Genomic DNA, 18,555 nt, shown 5'->3' with positions numbered 1-18,555 from the left:
ATCCTCCGCCGTCGGGCCGCCCGGTGCCGAGGATTGTGCGGCAGGCCGCGCTTCCGGCTCGGCTGCAGGCGCAACCGCCGCGCCGCCGTTCCTGGCGATATGCTCGTTGACCAGCGGCAGCCAGGGTGCATCGGCCGGCGACTGCCTGGCGAGATCCTCGAAGGCCGTGCGCGCCTGATCCGGTTGGCCCGCCTGCTCCAGGCTCAGCGCAACATAGAAGCGCGCACGCGGGTTGTTCGGCTCAAGAGACAGGATTTGCTTGAGTTCATCAAGCACGTCTGCTGTCACTAGGCCGTTTGATGTGGCCATCAGCGTTTCCGACAGTCCTTCCAGGCGGGAGACATTGGTTCCGTCGAGGCGAAGCGCCGCGCGATAGGCTTTTACCGCGTCATCAACCCTGCCCATCTTCAGGTAAACCGGAGCGATGACGTCCCACCCCCGCCCGTCCTCAGGCTGACCGGCCAGGTGATCCTCCATCTTCTTGACGAGGATTGCGAGATCCTCGCCGGGCTCGGCGAGCCTTATGGCCAGCGGACGGGAGGGGAGATCGGGAGAGCCGAGCGAAACGTAGAGAGCGATGCTGAGCAATGGCAAGAATACGGCGATAGCGTGTTTCAGCCATCTGCCGGAGCGTTGCGCGATCTGCGCCGGCTGGCGGTCATCTGCAGCCTTGAACAGGCGTCGCGCCGTTTCCGCTCTGGCCAGTTCATATTCGTCCGGCGAGATGCGTCCGGAGGCGACATCCTCGTCGAGTTCGAAAAGCTGGTCGCGATAGACCCCGCCGGCATCCGCTTCGGTGCTCGCCGTCTTCCGGCGGCCCCTCGAAAGCGGGTGAAGCAGGATGGCAGTCGCTGCGGTCGTCATCACCGCGAAAAGAATCCAGATCGTCATTGTTGCAGCCATAATGGCTCAACACATAGCCGCAGCAGCGGACCGGACATTGACGAGGATCAATTATCTCGGTGTTCGTCCTGGTCGGCCGGTGAAGACATAACCGACGCCGCGTACAGACTGAATGAGATCCGGGCTCTTCGGATCATCCTCGATCTTCTTACGCAAGCGGACGATCTGGGCGTCGATTGCGCGATCAAAGGCTTCGAGATTGCGGTTTCTCGTCAGATCCATGAGCGTTTCGCGCGAAAGAACCCGGCCGGGATTACGCACGAAAACAAGAAGCATGTCGAACTCGCCAGTCGTCAAAGCAACGTCGTCGCCCTGGGGTGAGGTCAGTCGCCTGCGCGACACATCGAGGGACCAGCCTTCGAAGGCGAGCGTTTCGTCTTCGCCGTTGGTGGCACGGGTCGCGTCCGAGGAGGTGCGGCGTCGCAGGATTGTCCTCAGACGAGCCAGCAGTTCTCTCAGATGAAAGGGCTTGGCAATGTAATCATCGGCGCCGACTTCAAGGCCGACGACCTTGTCCGTGACATCGTCCTGACCTGTCAGCATGAGAACCGGCACGTCGGATGTGCTTCGCAGCTCCCGAAGCAGTTCGAGACCATTCTCGCCGTTCGGGAGCACCAGATCGAGAAAAATTGCCGCGTAAGAGCCCTTGGCGAGTTCGGAACGCATCGCCGCGCCGTTTGCGACCGCGTTCACCTTAAATCCGTTGTCTTCGAAGTAACGCACCAGCATCTGCCTGATCCGCGCGTCATCATCGACCACCAGAATACGGTCCGGTTCCATTGTCCTCGTTAAGCTCGTTTCGACTTGCCAATCAGATAGCGCAGGAATTCGGCCAGCGCCACCGCTCTCGGCGCAGTATGCGATTAGTTCCCAAAGAAACCTGATGAGGAACGTCTCGGCTGGCGGGCTTCATCACGATAGCGTCCGACGGAATCGCCTCGAAAGGCCGGCGCGATCGTAGCTAGCAGACCTGACGGAGCAGGACGACGTTTTCGATGCGGACCGTTCGACCCTTCACATCGACGCCGCGCTGTGCGAGAGCGGCAAACGCCCGCGACAGGGCTTCCGGTCCAAGCCCGAGTTTTCCGGCCAGAATCTGCTTCTTGTACGGGAGGCGGAATGTCGCCTGAAGAGCTGTTTCGGGACATTGGCGCAACAGGAAATTCGCCACGCGCTGGGCTGCCATGTGCAACCGATCGCCGGCAATGCAATCGAAGGCTTCAAGAAGATGGTGGGCTGATATCTTCAGCAGGTTGCGCTGGAGCTGAGGGCATTTATCGACAAGTGTCCGAAGCGCCGCAGCCTCAAAGAGCGCGAGCTCGCTCAAGGCACCGGCACACGCGCCATGCGCATAATTGCCGCCGAGCACAATTACATATTCGGCAATGAAGTCGCCTGGCTCGCAGACGCGGATATCAGCATCACGCCCGCTCGATTCCGTTCGTGTCAGCCTGACCACGCCACTTGCGACGTAAACCACGTGGGTGCCGGGCTCGCCTTCCGCGAATATCTCTTCTCCGGGCACGTATACGCGCCGGCGCGCGAGGGTCGCAAGTCGTCTTGCGGTATCGATGCTCAGCCTGTCAAAGAGGTCCGACTGTAAAAGCTGTTCGTTGTTGAAGAGCATCGGTCTTTTTCCGGCTGACGCGATCACGTAGCGGTCGGATCGGAATCATCGTCGGCAATCACCCGCCAGGAAGCGCCCTCCAGATCGTCATACTGACCGCTTTTCAGCGACCAGAGAAACGCCGCCAGCCCGAGGCCGCCCATGAAAAGTGCGATCGGGATCAGATAGATAAGCATGTTCATGCGGCTTCGACCTCCTGATCGTCGATCGGTCTCTGCAAAGCCGGCAGAGGAGCGCTTCGCGCCGTAAAGGCGTTGAGACGCAGGGCGTTGGTGACGACGATGATTGAGGAGGTGGACATCGCCACGGCCGCGATCAGCGGCGTCGCAAAGCCGGCGACCGCAATCGGCACGGCAAGGATGTTGTAGCCGATCGCAAGGGCGAAATTCTGCCGAATGAGCGCGGCCGAGCGCCTGGCGATCCGGATCGCATCGGGTACTGAATCGAGCCTCTCGTTGAAGAAGACGAGGTCGGCCGCCTGGCGTCCGATGTCGGAAGCGCTGGATGGCGCCATCGAGACATGGGCTGCGGCGAGCGCAGGCGCATCATTGATGCCGTCGCCGACCATCAGAACGCGGCGCCCTTCCTCTCGCAGGGCCTCGCAGGCGTCCACCTTCTGCTTCGGGGTCAATGCGCCAAGGGCGCGGTCGACGCCGAGGCTGCGTGCCGTGCTTTCGACGACGGATTGGCGGTCCCCCGAAAAAATCAGCGTCTGGAAACCGGCCGATTCCAGATCGGCGACCGCCTCGCCTGCTCCCGGACGAAGCGTGTCATCGAAGAAGAAGCGCGCCAGCGCCACCCCGTTTGCCGAAAGCACGACCTCGGAAAGCGGACTGTCTGATGTCGCGATCTCGGCCTCGCCGCAGGCGAAGGATGCGTTTCCGAGCCTATAGACGACATCCCCGCGCGAGGTTTCGAGGCCGCCGCCTGCAACCTCCACCACGCGCTCGAACTGATCGGCCACGATTGCCTGACGCGAAAGCGACTGCGAGAGCGGATGCCTGGAATGCTGAGCAAGTCCCGCTGCGACCGCGATGCTCCCGATATTGTCGGCTTCAGTCCGCACAAGCCTCGGTCGCCCGAGCGTCAGCGTACCCGTCTTGTCGAAGGCGACGGCATCGACCTCGGCGAGCCGCTCGAGCGCCGAACCGTCCTTGACCATGACGCCCCTGCGAAAAAGTTCGCCGGCTGCAACGACTTGCACGACCGGAACGGCCAGTCCGAGGGCGCATGGGCAGGTAATGATGAGCACGGCGACGCCGACGAGCATCGCCTGCTTCCAGTCTCCGCCGATGATCCCCCAGCCCAGAAACGACACCAGCGCAAGGAGGTGCACGGCGGGCGAATAGAGTGCCGCGGCCCTGTCGGCGATCCGCCGGTAACGCGCCCGCCCGCCTTCGGCCGCCTCCATGAGGCCGATGATCTCGGCAAGCAGCGAGTTGCGCGCGAGCTTGGTTGCACGCACGATGAGCGAGCCCGTCAGGTTCATGGCCCCGGAATGGATTTCCGCGCCTGGTTTGACGGCCACCGGGCTGCTCTCGCCGGTTACGATCGACAGGTCGAGGTCGCTCTCGCCGCTGGCGACGATGCCGTCGACCGGGATGCGGTCGCCGGCCGCCACGGCAATCTCGTCGCCGATGGCGATCTCCTCGACCGCCACGTAGCGTCTCGACCCATCGGCTGCCACCACCAGCGCCCCACGCGGAGCAAGCCGCGCCAGCCCGTTGATCGCTGCGCGCGCCTTCTCGCGCATGACGTGGTCGAGAGTGCGGCCGATCAGCAGGAAGAACAGCAGCGACACGGTCGCATCGAACCAGGCATGCTCGCCATGATGCATCGTCTCCCAAAGCGAAACCGCATAGGAGAGCGTCACGGCAAGTGAGATAGGCACATCCATGTTCGTGCGCCCGCGCTTCAACGCGTTCCAGGCCGATCGAAAGAAGAACCGGCCGGAATAGACGAGTGCAGGAGCTGCGATCATCGCCGATATCCAATGGAACATGTCGCGCGTCGCGGCATCCGCGCCGGACCAGACGGATACCGACAGCAGCATGATGTTTGTCGCGGCAAAGCCGGCAACCCCGACCGCAAGGAGAAGCTGGTTCCGTGTCTTGTCGCTTTCCGGCGCAAGCGGTGCGAAGAGATGGACCCTGTATCCGGTCGCGCTGATCGCGGCAGTGATGCCGGTTGGATCAACCGTTTTGTTGTCCATCTCCTCGGCATAGACGCAGCTCACGCGCCTTGAGGTGAGGTTCACCCTGGCTTTTCGCACATAGGGCAGGCCCGACAATGCCCGCTCGATGGTCGATATGCAGGCGCCGCAATGGACGTCAGGCACGCTGAGATCGAGCTGACGAAGGCCGCCGCCGAGCGCGTGGCTCGCAAGCCCGATCTCGTCGGCGCTGAAGGAGGTTGTGCTCATTGCCAGCACGCCATCCGCATTCATGGTGCAGCAGGTCATTGGCCAAACTCCGCAGTGTCGATGCGCACGGCCTCATGCATGACGATCTCGCCGCCGCGGCGCGAGGTCACTTCGACGATCCAGTCGCCTGCCGCGATCGCGTGATACGCCTCGAACCGCCCTTCCGAGAGCTTGGTCAGGGCAACGCGAAAGTCCTCATGATCGCCAACCGGCCGCTTGAAGTTGGCCACGACGTCGTCGACAACAGCCGGCGAGCCGTCCCTGTTGCTGATATCATAATGGATTTCGTCGCTCTTCAGCGAAAGCCTGCCCGCGATCCCGGAGGCAGCCATCGCCTTCATCGCGGCGGCCTTCTCATTGAATTCCTGGCTGGCGACATAGGTGTTCTCGACCACGAGCCCGCTCCAGCTCGACGAGGCGTACCAAGCCATCGTAAAGTTGACGGCGATAATCACGCCGAAGAAGGCACACGTCGTCAGCAACATATGCGTGCCGGTGAATCCTTGCGTGCGGGTGCTCATCTTACATCTCCTGGGGCGTTAAATGCGGCGCGATAGGTCGCGCGGTCGGCGTGACCGGCATCTTCGATCGAAAAGAGGAATTCGTTGACGGCGTCGCCCGTCGGCTTGCGGGTGACGAACACCTTGAGCGTCGTCGCTGCGTCGGGGGCGGCATCGATCATGAACCGACGTCCCTCCTCCTTGCCGAGCTCGGGGATCCGCATCGTCGCACCATCGATGCCCGACAGAGTCAGTTCGATCGTGCGCGGCTTGGGAACCATGTTGAGCACACGCAGCGTGTATCCGTTGCGGATCGATCCGTCGCTTTCCAGCACATATTGGGGGTTGCGGTCATGGACGACATTGAGCTCCAGCCGTTCGCGCATCGACAGATGCACGAGCATGGCAATGCCGATGCAGGTCCAGACGTTCGCGTAAAAGACGACACGTGGCCGAAAGATGATGCGCCAGTTGAAGTGGCGAATGCCGTCGACAAGGGAACCGTCCGGATTTCTGACGCGCGCCGGCTGGACGGGTATCCTGCCCCCGTCGGTGGCAATGTTCATGTTGCTCGCATATTCGCTGAGCGTCGCATAGGCGATCAGGCCGCGCGGTTTGCCGATCTTGTCCATGACATTGTCGCAGGCGTCGATGCAGAGCGCACAGGTGATGCACTCCATCTGCTGTCCATCGCGGATATCGATGCCCATCGGACAGACGGCAACGCAGGCATTGCAGTCGACACAGTCGCCCACGGCCTGCCCCTCTGCTTGTGCCTTCTTGGCATGGCGCGAGCGTTGCTCGCCGCGCCAGTCGTTATAGGTCACGACCAGCGAGTTCTCGTCGAGCATGGCGCCCTGGATACGCGGCCAGGGACACATATAGGTGCAGACCTGTTCGCGCAGGAGCCCGCCAAAGACGTAGGTGGTCGATGTCAGAATGGCGACGGTGGCGTAGGCGACGGCCGGAGCCTGCCCGGTGAAGAGGCCTTTGACGAGGGTTGGCGCGTCGGCGAAATAGAATACCCATGCACCGCCGGTGAGAACGCCGATGACAAGCCAGGTCGCATGCTTGAGCAGGCGCTTGCGAAGCTTGTCGAGCGTCCACGGTCCGGCGTCGAGCTTCATTCTGGCATTGCGGTCGCCTTCGATGGCGCGCTCGACGACGAGAAATAGGTCGACCCAGACCGTCTGCGGACAGGCATAACCGCACCAGGCGCGGCCGACGGCGGAGGTGACCAGAAACAGCCCGAACCCCGCCATGACCAGCAATCCGGCGACATAGTAGAATTCCTGCGGCCAGATCTCGATGAAGAAGAAAAAGAAGCGGCGCGACGCCAGGTCGATCAGGATCGCCTGGTCGGGCGCGTAGGGCCCGCGATCCCAGCGGATCCAGGGAGCAAGATAATAGATCGCCAGCGTGATCAGCATCACGATCCACTTGAACCGGCGAAAATGCCCTTGAACCCTCTTGGGGAAGACCTTCTTGCGCGCTGTATAAAGCGGCTGACGGTTGCGGCGGGCGTTAACCGGCTCGGCGTTGACACGTTCCACTGATTTGGGATCGGGTGCTGTGTAGAGGTTCATGGGCCTGTTCCGATTTGTGACTGCCCTTCTCCTCCGTTTCCGGCTGACGATCCTTGATTCATATCAAGAACATGGTTTGCATGGCACACGCCCTGCCCGGGCAGGATGCGGCCCTGAAAGAGCTGGGCAATCGACAGGCATAGGCTGTTGCGTCCGATCGCTCCTTGTGCTTGATCAAAGAAAAGGGCCGCGCCCGGGAGAGGGGCACGGCCTGGAGGACAACGGGGAGAAGCCGCTGGGACGTCCTCGTTTGCAGATCTACCGGCTGGTCGGGTTATGATCTTTGAGGCAGATCAAGCTTACGATCGAACTGCCGATCTTTGCGGGATCTTCCTGCTCGCAGGCCGGCGGAGCGGACCTTGGCGCATCGTCACGCGTGAGCGGATCACCGCACGCGGCGTGCCATAGAGTTCAAGGAGCGCGTTATGATCATGGTTCGTCATCCTGCCGGCCTCTCATTGACCGCCGCCGAGCGAGTGGACGAAAACGGTGAGTTCCTTGATGGTCGTGTCTCCAAGGCGCGCGGACCACGCCGGCATGACACCATGCTTCGGAGCCGCAACCTGGCGGATGATGGCGTCCTCACCTCTACCTTTCAGCCAGATGGCATCGGCAAGATCAGGCGCGCCCATCTCCGGCTTGCCCTTGGCATTCTCGCCGTGACACGCCGCACAGTTGTCCAGGAACACCTGCTTTCCGGGCTCAACGAGGGTTTCGTCCGATGGCCTGTTCGTCAGGCTCCAGACATAGGCTGCAACCTGCCGGATCTGATCCTTGTCGAGCATGTCGGCAAAGGCCGGCATTTCTGAGACATGCGTGTCCGTGTCGCCATCGAAGCGGATGCCGTGGGCGATTGTCGTCTGGATGGGATCAAGGTCACCGCCCCAGAGCCAGTCGTCATCATTGAGGTTGGGGAAACCCGGTCCGCCGCTCGCGCCAGAACCGTGGCACGGCGCGCAATTGACCTTGAAGGCGGAGGCGCCGCCGGCGATCGCGAATTCGCGAAGAGCCGGATCGGCATCGATTTCCTGCACGGTCTTGGCGGCGATCATGTCGTGGAACTTCGTCTGCGATGCCTTGGCTAGATCGAGGTCCTGCTGCAGCTCGGCACGGCTGGAAAAGCCGAAATAGCCTTTCGTAGCCGATGTGATCATCGGTATGGCCGGATAGGCGATGGCATAGCCGATCGCCCACAGGATCGTCGCGTAGAAGGTCCAGACCCACCACCGGGGCATTGGATTGTTCAGTTCACGGATGCCGTCCCATTCATGGCCGGTCGTCTCGACGCCGCTGATTTCATCGATATGTTTTTCCGACATCTCAATCGTCCTTCAGAGGAATGTTGGCGGCATCCTTCGCGGCCTGCTTGCCACCGGGCCGGAGCGTGAAAATGATCGCTCCGATGAAGAAGGCCGTCATCGCCAGGAGGCCCCAACTGTCGGCGAAGTGCCGCATTGCGGTGTAGGTTTCCATGTTTCACCTCATCGGTAGCCGGTGGCGTCGTCATAGGTCGAGAAGTCGACGAGCGTGCCGAGCATCTGCAGATAGGCCACAAGGGCATCCATCTCGGTGAGCTTCGACGGGTCGCCGTCGAAATCGCCTACCTTGGCTTTGGGATATCGCTCGAGAAGCGCGGTCGTATCGGCATTCGGGTCGGCTTGCATCTTCATGTCCGCCTCCGCATTGGCGATCATGTCGTCGCTATAGGGTACGCCGACATCGACATTTGCTTTCAGGTCCATGCCGACGTCCTTGACGGTGATCTCGTGTTCCTTGAGGAAGGCATAGCTCGGCATGATCGATTCCGGCACGACGGCCCTCGGGTTCGACAAATGCTGGACATGCCACTCGTTGGAGTAGCGGCCGCCCACGCGCGCGAGATCCGGACCCGTGCGTTTCGAGCCCCATTGGAAGGGATGGTCGTACATGGATTCGGCGGCCAGCGAGTAATGGCCATAGCGTTCCACCTCGTCTCGGAACGGCCTGATCATCTGGCTATGGCAGAGATAGCAGCCTTCGCGGATGTAGATATTGCGGCCTGCCAGCTCAAGCGGCGTATAGGGACGCATTCCCTCCACCTTCTCGATCGTGTTCTGCAGGTAGAACAGCGGCGCGATTTCGACGATACCGCCGATGCTGACCACGAGCAGCGAGCCGACCAGAAGAAGGGTCGCGTTTTTCTCGAGGATCTGATGTTTGTCCAGGATTGATGCCATGTGTCACCTCACTCGGCAGCCTGTGCCTGCGGCACATAGGCAGAAGGAATTTCGGCTTCGTCGCGCAGATGGCCGCGGATGGTCATGAAGACGTTCCAGGCCATTACGATGCCGCCGGCCAGGTAGAGACCACCACCGATTGTGCGCAGCACGTAATAGGGGAACATCGCGGCCACGGTTTCGGCGAAGGAGTAGACGAGGAAGCCCTGGGAATTATATTCGCGCCACATCAGGCCCTGCTGGATGCCGGCGACCCACAGAACCGCCGCATAGACGACGATGCCGAGCGTTGCGAGCCAGAAGTGCCAGTTGACCATGCGCAGGCTGTAGAGGCGTTCGCGGCCCCACAGCTTCGGCGTCATGTAGTAGATCGCACCGAAGGTGATCATACCGACCCAGCCGAGCGCGCCCGAATGCACGTGACCGATGGTCCATTCGGTGTAGTGGCTGAGCGAGTTCACCGTCTTGACCGACATCATCGGGCCTTCGAAGGTCGACATGCCGTAAAAGGCGATGGCGACGATCATCATGCGGATAATGGGATCGGTGCGGATCTTGTCCCAGGCACCCGACAGCGTCATCAGGCCATTGATCATACCGCCCCAGGAGGGCATCCAGAGCATGATGGAGAAGACCATGCCGAGGGTCTGCGCCCAGTCCGGGAGCGCGGTATAGTGCAGGTGATGCGGCCCGGCCCAGATATACATGAAGATCAGCGCCCAGAAGTGGATGATCGACAGCCGGTAGGAATAGACGGGGCGGTTAGCCTGCTTGGGCACGAAATAATACATCATCCCGAGGAAGCCGGCGGTCAGGAAAAAGCCGACGGCGTTATGGCCGTACCACCACTGCGTCAGGGCGTCCTGAACGCCCGAAAACAACGAGTAGCTCTTCGAGCCGAGGAAGGAGACCGGCACTGCGAGATTGTTGACGACGTGCAGCATCGCGATCGTCACGATGAAGCCGAGATAGAACCAGTTCGCCACATAGATATGTGGCTCCTTGCGCTTCAGGATGGTGCCGAGGAAGACGGCGAGATAGGCGACCCAGACGATCGTCAGCCACAGGTCGACGTACCATTCGGGCTCGGCATATTCGCGCGCCTGGTTGATGCCGAGGACATAGCCGGTCGCCGCCATGACGATGAAGAGCTGATAGCCCCAGAAGACGAACCAGGCGAGGCTCCCGCCGAAGAGGCGCGCGTGACAGGTGCGCTGGACGACGTAGAAGGACGTCATGATCAGCGCATTGCCGCCGAAGGCGAAGATCACCGCCGATGTGTGGACGGGCCGGAGCCTGCCGAAATTCAGGTAGGGAGCGAAATTGAGATCCGGGAACGCCAATTGCGCCGCAATGACAACGCCGACGAGGAAACCGACGACGCCCCAGAATACGGTGGCGATCAAACCGTAGCGGATCACCTCGTCGAAATAGCCGGACGGATCGGCTTTCGGCAGCCGGCCCGTCGGTGAGAAATCTACCTTTCTGACGAGAAGCAGCGTTCCCGCAAAAAGGCAGAAGCTCAATATCCCCATGTGGATTGAAAATAGATGGTCGTGGGCGAAAGCAGCGCCAAGCAATGCCAGGAATGCTCCCACGGCGACCACCATGGTTTCCGTAGTATAGTTCATGATGACGTCCCCAGTGCGCAGACGACCACAGCGCGGTCGCCTTTCTCGTACTTTGAGGAACGACTGTCATGGAGACCCCGCCTGTTCCTTGATCCAGGTCAACGAAGGCGTGGCTTTGCCCGTTGTTACAGACTGTTACAGAACCTTACCCTTTGGCACCGTCCGCTCATTCCGCTGTGACCGAACGCCTTTCTATTGGCCTCACATTCAATCAGGGCACGGGGATCATTGAGATGTTGATGCAGGGCCAACAGGCATTCGAGAACGTCGATCTTGGCGTAAAAGCGGTTCAGGACAATTCGTTGTCGTCGCTTTTCCAGATGTCGGCGACCGAAACGGTCGGGGCGGGAAAGGCGATCTGTTGGGAGGGGGATGCCGCACGGCATCTGTTCCAGATCACCGAAGGCGTCGTACGCCTTCATCGCATTATCGGCGACGGGCGCCGGGTCATAACCGCCTTTCACTTCGCCGGCGATGTCGTCGGCTCTTTCCTGCAGGGCGATTTCCTCTTTACCGCCGAAGCCGTGACGGATTGCAAGATTCGCCGCCTCTCGCGCAAACAGTTCCAGGAAGAGATTGAGCGTTCCGAGCTTCTGCGGCCGGCCTATATCAGCCTACTCTGCAGGGAGACCGCGTCGGCCCACGACCAACTCGTGCTCCTGTCCAGGAAAAATGCAGAGGAACGCCTCTGCACCTTTCTCATGAAGCTTGCGACCCGTGACGGCGAATCGCTCCACCAGGGGCTGCTCGAGGTGCCGATGAGCCGGCAGGACATCGCCGATTATCTCGGCTTGACCATCGAGACCGTTTCGCGCTCGATCAGCAAGCTTGCCCAGAGGAAGATCGTCATTCCGGACGGACGGCACAATCTGCGCATCGTCAATCTAGCCCGCCTCGCACAGTTGTCGGGCAACGTGGATGATTTTTCGGACAGAACCTGCCATAGGGGTAGCGTCCACTGACTACGGAACGAATGTCTATGCCTCACCGTCTGATCTCGCCGCGCATCGCATCGCCCCAGGAACTGGACGCGCTCGTGCATGTGCTCGACGGGGCCGACATCATCGTGCACCGGCTCGAAGGCACGATCACCCATTGGTCGATCGGCAGCGAGAACATGTACGGCTGGACCCGTGAAGAGGCCGTAGGCGAGACCGTCTACGCTTTGCTCGATACGCGCTTTCCTGAGCCGATGGACGCCATACGCGCGCACCTGACGACGCGGGGTTTCTGGCAGGGCGAGGTCATTCATCGCCATAAGAACGGTCGCGACATGTACGTGACGACCCGCTGCGTGCTCGTCAATCTTCCGGACGGTGATCCCGTCGTCATCGAGGCAAACAGCGATGTCAGCGCCCTGCGCAAGGCGGAAGAGGCCGTGCGGGCGCGCGAGGCACACCTGTCGTCGATCCTCGACACAGTACCCGATGCGATGGTCGTCATCGACCAGAACGGCAATGTCATGTCGTTCAGCAAGGCGGCGGAGATGCTCTTCGGCTTTAGCTCCGAAGAAATCTGCGGCCAGAATGTCAAGAAGCTGATGCCCGAACCCTACCGCGCAGCCCATGACGGATATATCGACCATTATATGCAGACGGGCGAGAAGCGGATCATCGGTTACGGGCGCGTCGTAACAGGCCAGCGCGCTGACGGCACCCAGTTCCCGATGGAGCTTCATGTCGGCGAGGCAACGGCAAATGGCGAACGGATCTTCACCGGCTTCGTTCGTGATCTGACCAGCAGGTTCAAGATCGAAGAGGACCTTCGCCAGGCCCAGAAGATGGAAGCCGTGGGTCAGTTGACCGGCGGGCTGGCGCACGACTTCAACAATCTGCTGACCGTGATCAGCGGCAATCTGGAGATGATCGAGGACAAGCTCCCGTCGGGCCCGCTGCGCGATATGCTGCAGGAGGCGCAGGATGCCGCGGCCGACGGCGCAAAGCTCACCGGACAATTGTTGGCATTCGGAAGGCGTCAACCGTTGAACCCGAAGCAGGCCGATCTCGGCCGGCTCGTCACCGGCTTTTCGGACCTGTTGCGAAGGACGCTCGGTGAAAACATCAAATTGTCGACGGTCCTTTCAGGATCCGATTTCAACGTGCTGGTCGACAGTTCCCAGCTGCAGAACGCGATCCTCAACATCGCTCTGAACGCGCGCGACGCCATGCCGAAAGGCGGCACTCTGACCACCGAGGTCTCACGTGTGCAGCTCGATGCGGACTACGCGAAAATGTATCCGGAAGTTCGCAGCGGCAACTTCGTCCTCGTCTCCATGAGCGATACCGGTGACGGCATGACCGAAGAGGTCAAGAAGCGTGCGATCGAGCCCTTCTTCACCACCAAGGAAGTGGGATCCGGAACCGGACTGGGCCTCAGCATGGTCTACGGCTTCGTCAAGCAATCCGGCGGCCACCTGCAGATCTATAGCGAGGTCGGTCGCGGCTCGACGATCCGCATCTACCTGCCGGCTCTTTCAAGCGCCGGCGCAAGAGATGAAGCGACGGCCGGCGGCAAGGCCGAAGCAGCACTGCCGGGTGGCGACGAACGCGTTCTTGTGGTCGAGGACGACGCGCGCGTCCGCAGGGTTGCCGTCGCCAGGCTTGCCGGGATGGGATATGCCGTGCTCGAGGCTGACAATGGCCGTCGGGCACTGGAATTGCTCAAGGGCCAGCCCGACGTCGCGCTTTTGTTCACCGACATCGTCATGCCCGGGGGCATGACCGGCGACGAGCTGGCAAGGGCCGCCCGCGTGGAACGGCCTGACCTCGCCGTGCTCTTCACCTCAGGATATTCGGAGCCCGCACTAGCGGCAAACGAGGTCATCGCCGGCGCGCAATGGCTTCGAAAGCCCTATACTGCGCGCGACCTCGCCCTGAAAGTGCGTGAGCTCATCGACGCCCGGTGAAGCGGGGCGCGTAACCCTCTCAAAAATCCAGCAATCCGATTGTCCGCCGGAGCCTTTGACGGTTCCGCAGACGCAAACCTGCATCCACTCCTGCCTCGAACTGGATGCTGTCATCAACGTGATTGGGGCCCGCACTACCCTTTCCCTGCGTATCGTCGAAACCGGACAAAGAGAGCCGCCTGTCGCCTGGTTTGGCCCCGCCAATTTGACGGGCATCAAAGAGTGACACGCCTGCATGTCCTAGAACCGCAGTCGAGGCCAAGATCGGCCCCGAACATAGGAGAAATGCAATGCGTCTGAAATTTGGACTGATCGCTGCCGGAGCGGTTCTGATGGCATCGGCAGCGCCGCTCATGGCCGCCGACCATCAGATCCAGATGCTCAACAAGGGCGCTGACGGCGCGATGGTCTTCGAGCCGGGATTTGTCAAGATCGCGCCCGGAGACACCGTTACCTTCGTGCCCACCGACAAGAGCCACAATGCCGAGACCTACAAGGGCCTTATTCCGGATGGAGCCGCGGAGTTCAAATCCAAGCCCAGCGAGCAATATCAGGCCAAATTCGACGTCCCCGGCGCCTATGTCATCAAGTGCACGCCGCACGCAGGCATGGGCATGGTGGCGCTGATCCAGGTCGGCGACAACCCCGCCAACCTCGAAGTCATCAAGACCACCAAGCTTCCGAACATGGTGCGCAAGCGCCTCGATGCCGATCTCGCACAGATCGCACAGGTCACGCAATAACGTTAAGGCACTCACAGGTGGCGGCGCCATGCGCCCCACCTGCGGACGAGGAGACATGTCATGATCAGACACTTTGCGCTCGCACTAGCAGGCATGTTTTGCATTGCCGGAACGGCGCAGGCCCACATCACTCTCGAGCAGGCCGATGCGGTCTCCGGCAAGGCCTACAAGGCCGTCCTGCGCGTGGGGCACGGCTGCAAAGGCAAGGCAACCGTCAGTATCCGGGTAAAAATCCCCGAGGGATTGCTGTCTGTCAAGCCGATGCCGAAGGCGGGCTGGACGCTGGAAAAAATCCGCGGAACCTACGAAAAGAGCTACGATCTCTATGGCGAGCAGGTCAAGGAAGGCCTCACCGAGATCGTGTGGCAAGGCGGCTCGCTTGCCGATGACGAATATGATGAATTCGTCTTTCGCACGACCGTGGCGAAGGAACTGCCTGCGGCTACGCGCATTTACGTCCCCGTCGTCCAGGAATGCGCCGAAGGCGCGGTCGAGCGCTGGATCGACATTCCCGCTGCCGGCAAGACGTCCGATGATTACGAAACCCCGGCGCCGTTTTTCGACGTCGTCGCTCAGCCTCGTTCCTAAGGCAGGCAGAGACGAGCCCGAAGCAGGTTGTCGCCCATGGCGCGGAATTTCTCCCTATGGGCCGCCTTTTGCCTTCTCGCACGTGTCGCGGGGCTGCTTCTTGTCATGGCGGCGGGAGCCGACGCCCACGCCGTCCTGATCGCATCCTCGCCCGCAAACAACGATATTCTCGCCGTCGCGCCAGAACAAATCCTGCTGCGCTTCAACGAAGCCGTCAGGGTCGTTCGCTCTAGCATGGTCGCCGCCGATGGGGTGGCCAGAGAGATTTCAGCGAATTCGACGGGTGCCGAAGTCGAAGCGCCCCTTCCCCGCCCGCTCGCAGACGGCACAGTGATCTTCAGCTACAGGGTATTGTCGGAGGACGGCCATCCGATTGGCGGATCCATTGTCTTTCATGTCGGCAAAGTGTCGGCCCGTTTCAGCAATGTTTCCGATATACCGTCGAAGGCGTTGCATGCCGCCATCTGGTTGGTCACTATCGGTTCGACGCTTGGTCTCGCCGTCATTGTCGGCGGCTCATTTTTCAACTGCTGGCTCTCTGCGGCAGGCTGGCGCGCAGGATCCCCTGCCCTGGCTGCCGGAGCGATCATCCTCATCCTGGCAGGGCTTTATCTTCAGGGACTGGACGACGTTGGCATGGGCCTTGGCTGGGCCGGATTGGAGCCGATTGCCCAGGCTTTTTCCGACCCAACGGGGATTGCCCAATGCCTCAAGCTTGTGGCAGTTGCGCTGGCGGTCTTACCCTTGGCCCGTCGTCCGTGGCCGGCGCGTATAACCTCGGCTGCCGCACTTGCCATTGCCTCACTCGCCTTCACACTGACAGGCCACAGTTCGATTGCGCAGCCCCGCTTCATCGCGCAGGCGTCGATCTTCCTGCATGTTGCCATCTTGCTCTTCTGGATCGGAAGCCTGCCGCCGCTGCTGCATCTCAGCCGATCTGCTGAAGATCGGCGGCCGCTGCGGTTTTTCTCGTGCTTGATCCCCGTCCCCTTCGTCCTGATGCTGCTGGCAGGACTGCTGCTTGCAGCGATGGAAATGCCCCGCATCGACCTGGCATGGTCGTCGCTGTTTGCGCGCGTGCTGGCCGTCAAGATCGGCCTTGTTGCGGTCCTCTGCATCCTGGCGCTCTACAATCGGTTCTGGCTGACTGCTCCGGCACTGGCCGGAGACCCTGCTGCCCGGCGCAGGCTGGGCTGGAGCATCGGCAGCGAGATCGGGCTGGCGCTTTTGATCGTCGCTGCCGCATCGTTGTGGCGTTTTGCTGGTCCTGGACAATATCAATACGCCCATGCCCAACCGCCGGTGTCGCTCCATCTCCATGGGCAGAAGGCAATGGCGGAACTCGAAATGACGCCGCAGCCTAACGGCACGGCCGATATCCGCGTTTCGATCCTGACGCCGCAATTCGATCCGATGCAGCCACGAAGCGTATCGCTCGGCCTGCGTAACGCAGTGCGTGGGATCGAACCTCTCAAGTACAGCCTGACAAATGCCGCCGATGGCACATGGGCTGCGAGAAACCTGCCGCTTTCAGATATCGCGGGCTGGAGCGTGGACATTCAGGTACTGATCGACGACTTCAACCTCGTCCATCTCGAAGGCGACCTCCCGGTAAAAACCGACTAGACTAGGCCTGCCTGGATCACGCCGCGCCGAGCTCGGCCCTGGAGACCTCGTCTATCCGCCTGATGATCCGACGCTGCGCAGCGATATGCCGACGCAAGGCGCAGAAGAACGATCTGAGCAGGAGGCTGACCGTGTCGAAGGACAGAGAGCAGCAGCCGTCCTGCAGCGCCTGAAGCACCTCTACCACGTCTTGTGCCGCCTCGAGATCGACCAGTCGACCAGCTCTGAGGCATTCCTCCATCTCGGATCGCTCGCTGCCGCTCATGACCGCTCCCAACCGGTCCGAAACGATCTGCTCCTCCAGCCGATGAGTGCTCAGAAGCAGGGGAAGAAGCCCGTCGGCAACCATGCCGCAAATCCGCTCATTGATGCGACATGGCAGGAAATCGGCGAGCGCCTCAAGAAGATCGCACCAGGACAAGAGTTCGCCATAGCGGGCTTCGAGCTCATGGAACGCGGATGTCGGGCAGTTCATCGCTCACCTCTGCAGGAACAGGCTTGCGGCAATGGCAATGGCGGCGATGACCGCAGTCACGACACCTGTCCGTTGCAGCACGCCCATCCGGTAAAGCATGATCGCGAAGATCACGATGACAGGTGTTGCTATCGAAAGTCCGATTTGTGCGTCGCTCATGAGGTCTCCTTTGCGAACGCAGGATAGCGAGCCACGGTGGGCGCTTCTTTGAGATCGGTCAAAGAGAGCTCTCGCTCGGCGATCGGCCTGTCCGCAGGGGGACACATGACTGTTTGCGGTTTCACAAAGACGGGCACTCAGCCTCGCCATAAGCTTGAGAATATGACCTCGATGATCTCAAGTCGCGAGACGCGCGATACCGATAATGGCGATCTGCTGGTATGGATCCTTGCCTGGAGCGAGCTGGTCGCCTTCGGAGCGCTGCTGACGGCATTCGTCGTCGCCTCCGCGCTGCACCCGGAAACATTCGCAGCCGGCAAGGCGAGGCTTCATCATGCCCTGCCGGTCGTCAACACGATCGTACTTCTGGCAAGCGGCTGGTTTGCCGCCAAGGCTGGCGAACAGAACGCGATCTCTCGCCGACGTTTGATGCTGCTTGTGGCGGCCCTGGGAGGGGTCGTCTTCGCCGGTCTCAAATGCCTGGAATATGCGTTCGAAGGCGCATCACTTCTCTCCGGGGATCCCTTCTCACAGCTCTATCTTCTCATCACCGGGTTTCATCTGACGCATGTGGCGTTCGGATCGATGATCCTCGTCCTCGTCACAGTCTTTCCGACCCGCGAGAACGTCCATCTGATCACCACGCTCTGGCATGTGATCGACATCGTCTGGCTCGTCATGTTTCCATTGATCTACCTGCTATGAAGCGTTCCGATCGCCCGAATTGCTCGCGCGCCTTGCTGCTTCTGCTCGCTCTGACGGGCTGCATGTTCGTCTTGATACGCGCCCTGCCGGACGGAATACCGCCGGCTTTGGTCGCGGTGATGATCGCCACGATTGCCGTCATCAAGGTTCGGCTTGTCGTATTGGATTTTCTCGGGCTTCGCGGAACCAGCACGCCTTTGACCGCTGCCTTATGGTTATGGGCGGCATTCGTGCTGCTGATTGCGGTCGCGCGCACCGCCTTGCAATTGTCTGTTTGAAGTTTCGCTTCGCTTTCTAAAAAACTCAGCGCACCTGCAGGCTGCAAGTGGCTTGCGGCTTTGCTGGCATGCCTCACAGCGTATTCCGCCATCGTACATTCGTCGGCATGCTTGCGAATGAGCAAAGAGCTCCCGGTCGAATTCCGCCATTCCCTTCCAGCGAGCCCGCTGGCTCGATTTCCGACGTCACG

Annotated in this window: 20 protein-coding genes and 1 pseudogene; 7 read left to right on the top strand and 14 right to left on the bottom strand. The window is 61.0% G+C overall.

Annotation, left to right across the window (positions count from 1 at the left end; translation table 11 throughout):
- The 12 genes and pseudogenes from ccmI to ccoN form a co-directional block, all read right to left on the bottom strand.
- On the bottom strand, nucleotides 1-891 hold an 891-nt coding region (ccmI, locus tag PMI11_RS27430; RefSeq protein ID WP_037072331.1), incomplete at its 3' end, for a c-type cytochrome biogenesis protein CcmI.
- 63 nt (nucleotides 892-954) lie between these two features.
- Nucleotides 955-1,683, bottom strand: coding sequence for a response regulator (locus tag PMI11_RS27425; RefSeq protein WP_007823795.1), 729 nt, complete (start codon nucleotides 1,681-1,683; stop codon nucleotides 955-957).
- Between the two features lie 181 nt (nucleotides 1,684-1,864).
- Nucleotides 1,865-2,530, bottom strand: a complete 666-nt coding sequence (locus PMI11_RS27420) for a Crp/Fnr family transcriptional regulator (protein WP_007823794.1) — start codon at nucleotides 2,528-2,530, stop codon at nucleotides 1,865-1,867.
- A 23-nt stretch (nucleotides 2,531-2,553) separates the two neighbouring features.
- Nucleotides 2,554-2,712: a cbb3-type cytochrome oxidase assembly protein CcoS gene (ccoS, locus tag PMI11_RS27415; protein ID WP_007823792.1), complete on the bottom strand. Its 159-nt coding sequence runs from the start codon at nucleotides 2,710-2,712 to the stop codon at nucleotides 2,554-2,556.
- Nucleotides 2,709-4,991, bottom strand: a complete 2,283-nt coding sequence (locus PMI11_RS27410; RefSeq protein WP_007823791.1) for a cation-translocating P-type ATPase — start codon at nucleotides 4,989-4,991, stop codon at nucleotides 2,709-2,711. Before PMI11_RS27410 ends, ccoS begins: the two co-directional genes overlap by 4 nt.
- Nucleotides 4,988-5,473, bottom strand: a complete 486-nt coding sequence (locus tag PMI11_RS27405; protein WP_007823790.1) for a FixH family protein — start codon at nucleotides 5,471-5,473, stop codon at nucleotides 4,988-4,990. The genes PMI11_RS27410 and PMI11_RS27405 overlap by 4 nt, the downstream gene beginning before the upstream one ends.
- On the bottom strand, nucleotides 5,470-7,038 hold the full coding sequence (gene ccoG / locus PMI11_RS27400) for a cytochrome c oxidase accessory protein CcoG (RefSeq protein ID WP_007823789.1): 1,569 nt from the start codon (nucleotides 7,036-7,038) through the stop codon (nucleotides 5,470-5,472). Before ccoG ends, PMI11_RS27405 begins: the two co-directional genes overlap by 4 nt.
- 258 nt (nucleotides 7,039-7,296) lie before the next feature.
- Nucleotides 7,297-7,481, bottom strand: a pseudogene (locus tag PMI11_RS38240) (hypothetical protein).
- A gap of 12 nt (nucleotides 7,482-7,493) precedes the next feature.
- A complete protein-coding gene (gene ccoP / locus PMI11_RS27395; protein ID WP_007823788.1) occupies nucleotides 7,494-8,357 on the bottom strand; it encodes a cytochrome-c oxidase, cbb3-type subunit III in 864 nt (287 codons plus the stop codon).
- A gap of 1 nt (nucleotide 8,358) precedes the next feature.
- Entirely contained in the window at nucleotides 8,359-8,511 is a 153-nt protein-coding gene (locus PMI11_RS27390; RefSeq protein WP_007823787.1) for a CcoQ/FixQ family Cbb3-type cytochrome c oxidase assembly chaperone, read from the bottom strand.
- 8 nt (nucleotides 8,512-8,519) lie between these two features.
- On the bottom strand, nucleotides 8,520-9,254 hold the full coding sequence (ccoO, locus tag PMI11_RS27385) for a cytochrome-c oxidase, cbb3-type subunit II (RefSeq protein ID WP_007823786.1): 735 nt from the start codon (nucleotides 9,252-9,254) through the stop codon (nucleotides 8,520-8,522).
- Between the two features lie 8 nt (nucleotides 9,255-9,262).
- Nucleotides 9,263-10,885, bottom strand: a complete 1,623-nt coding sequence (gene ccoN / locus PMI11_RS27380; protein WP_007823785.1) for a cytochrome-c oxidase, cbb3-type subunit I — start codon at nucleotides 10,883-10,885, stop codon at nucleotides 9,263-9,265.
- A gap of 233 nt (nucleotides 10,886-11,118) precedes the next feature.
- Between ccoN and PMI11_RS27375 the strand changes: the two genes are divergently transcribed.
- The 5 genes from PMI11_RS27375 (at nucleotide 11,119) to PMI11_RS27355 (ending at nucleotide 16,747) form a co-directional block, all read left to right on the top strand.
- Complete coding sequence (locus PMI11_RS27375) at nucleotides 11,119-11,847, top strand: Crp/Fnr family transcriptional regulator (RefSeq protein ID WP_007823784.1); 729 nt, start codon at nucleotides 11,119-11,121, stop codon at nucleotides 11,845-11,847.
- A gap of 17 nt (nucleotides 11,848-11,864) precedes the next feature.
- Nucleotides 11,865-13,790 (top strand): hybrid sensor histidine kinase/response regulator, encoded by a 1,926-nt coding sequence (locus PMI11_RS27370; protein ID WP_007823783.1) that lies wholly within the window; start codon nucleotides 11,865-11,867, stop codon nucleotides 13,788-13,790.
- A gap of 290 nt (nucleotides 13,791-14,080) precedes the next feature.
- Nucleotides 14,081-14,533, top strand: a complete 453-nt coding sequence (locus tag PMI11_RS27365) for a pseudoazurin (protein WP_007823782.1) — start codon at nucleotides 14,081-14,083, stop codon at nucleotides 14,531-14,533.
- A 60-nt stretch (nucleotides 14,534-14,593) separates the two neighbouring features.
- Nucleotides 14,594-15,121: a YcnI family copper-binding membrane protein gene (locus PMI11_RS27360; RefSeq protein ID WP_007823781.1), complete on the top strand. Its 528-nt coding sequence runs from the start codon at nucleotides 14,594-14,596 to the stop codon at nucleotides 15,119-15,121.
- A gap of 36 nt (nucleotides 15,122-15,157) precedes the next feature.
- On the top strand, nucleotides 15,158-16,747 hold the full coding sequence (locus PMI11_RS27355; RefSeq protein WP_007823779.1) for a copper resistance CopC/CopD family protein: 1,590 nt from the start codon (nucleotides 15,158-15,160) through the stop codon (nucleotides 16,745-16,747).
- A gap of 16 nt (nucleotides 16,748-16,763) precedes the next feature.
- On the opposite strand, the gene PMI11_RS27350 is transcribed toward PMI11_RS27355, so the two are convergent.
- Nucleotides 16,764-17,222, bottom strand: a complete 459-nt coding sequence (locus PMI11_RS27350) for a hypothetical protein (RefSeq protein ID WP_007823777.1) — start codon at nucleotides 17,220-17,222, stop codon at nucleotides 16,764-16,766.
- Between the two features lie 3 nt (nucleotides 17,223-17,225).
- Nucleotides 17,226-17,381, bottom strand: coding sequence for a hypothetical protein (locus PMI11_RS37790; RefSeq protein ID WP_007823775.1), 156 nt, complete (start codon nucleotides 17,379-17,381; stop codon nucleotides 17,226-17,228).
- A gap of 162 nt (nucleotides 17,382-17,543) precedes the next feature.
- Between PMI11_RS37790 and PMI11_RS27345 the strand changes: the two genes are divergently transcribed.
- Together PMI11_RS27345 and PMI11_RS27340 are read left to right on the top strand one after the other, a co-directional pair.
- A complete protein-coding gene (locus PMI11_RS27345) occupies nucleotides 17,544-18,086 on the top strand; it encodes a cytochrome c oxidase subunit 3 (protein WP_051034657.1) in 543 nt (180 codons plus the stop codon).
- On the top strand, nucleotides 18,083-18,364 hold the full coding sequence (locus PMI11_RS27340) for a cytochrome C oxidase subunit IV family protein (protein ID WP_007823772.1): 282 nt from the start codon (nucleotides 18,083-18,085) through the stop codon (nucleotides 18,362-18,364). Before PMI11_RS27345 ends, PMI11_RS27340 begins: the two co-directional genes overlap by 4 nt.
- The last annotated feature ends 191 nt before the right edge of the window (nucleotides 18,365-18,555 follow it).

The sequence above is a fragment of the Rhizobium sp. CF142 genome (assembly GCF_000281145.1).
Classification (GTDB): Bacteria; Pseudomonadota; Alphaproteobacteria; order Rhizobiales; family Rhizobiaceae; genus Rhizobium.
Note: the sequence above shows the minus strand (reverse complement) of the source record. Positions and strands in the feature narration are given on the sequence as shown.

Coding starts and splice junctions, on each gene's coding strand:
- PMI11_RS27425 (WP_007823795.1), bottom strand. CDS start 1,683: ATGGAACCGGACCGTATTCTGGTGGTCGATGATGACGCGCGGATCAGG.
- PMI11_RS27420 (WP_007823794.1), bottom strand. CDS start 2,530: ATGCTCTTCAACAACGAACAGCTTTTACAGTCGGACCTCTTTGACAGG.
- ccoS (WP_007823792.1), bottom strand. CDS start 2,712: ATGAACATGCTTATCTATCTGATCCCGATCGCACTTTTCATGGGCGGC.
- PMI11_RS27410 (WP_007823791.1), bottom strand. CDS start 4,991: ATGACCTGCTGCACCATGAATGCGGATGGCGTGCTGGCAATGAGCACA.
- PMI11_RS27405 (WP_007823790.1), bottom strand. CDS start 5,473: ATGAGCACCCGCACGCAAGGATTCACCGGCACGCATATGTTGCTGACG.
- ccoG (WP_007823789.1), bottom strand. CDS start 7,038: ATGAACCTCTACACAGCACCCGATCCCAAATCAGTGGAACGTGTCAAC.
- ccoP (WP_007823788.1), bottom strand. CDS start 8,357: ATGTCGGAAAAACATATCGATGAAATCAGCGGCGTCGAGACGACCGGC.
- PMI11_RS27390 (WP_007823787.1), bottom strand. CDS start 8,511: ATGGAAACCTACACCGCAATGCGGCACTTCGCCGACAGTTGGGGCCTC.
- ccoO (WP_007823786.1), bottom strand. CDS start 9,254: ATGGCATCAATCCTGGACAAACATCAGATCCTCGAGAAAAACGCGACC.
- ccoN (WP_007823785.1), bottom strand. CDS start 10,885: ATGAACTATACTACGGAAACCATGGTGGTCGCCGTGGGAGCATTCCTG.
- PMI11_RS27375 (WP_007823784.1), top strand. CDS start 11,119: ATGTTGATGCAGGGCCAACAGGCATTCGAGAACGTCGATCTTGGCGTA.
- PMI11_RS27370 (WP_007823783.1), top strand. CDS start 11,865: ATGCCTCACCGTCTGATCTCGCCGCGCATCGCATCGCCCCAGGAACTG.
- PMI11_RS27365 (WP_007823782.1), top strand. CDS start 14,081: ATGCGTCTGAAATTTGGACTGATCGCTGCCGGAGCGGTTCTGATGGCA.
- PMI11_RS27360 (WP_007823781.1), top strand. CDS start 14,594: ATGATCAGACACTTTGCGCTCGCACTAGCAGGCATGTTTTGCATTGCC.
- PMI11_RS27355 (WP_007823779.1), top strand. CDS start 15,158: ATGGCGCGGAATTTCTCCCTATGGGCCGCCTTTTGCCTTCTCGCACGT.
- PMI11_RS27350 (WP_007823777.1), bottom strand. CDS start 17,222: ATGAACTGCCCGACATCCGCGTTCCATGAGCTCGAAGCCCGCTATGGC.
- PMI11_RS37790 (WP_007823775.1), bottom strand. CDS start 17,381: ATGAGCGACGCACAAATCGGACTTTCGATAGCAACACCTGTCATCGTG.
- PMI11_RS27345 (WP_051034657.1), top strand. CDS start 17,544: ATGACCTCGATGATCTCAAGTCGCGAGACGCGCGATACCGATAATGGC.
- PMI11_RS27340 (WP_007823772.1), top strand. CDS start 18,083: ATGAAGCGTTCCGATCGCCCGAATTGCTCGCGCGCCTTGCTGCTTCTG.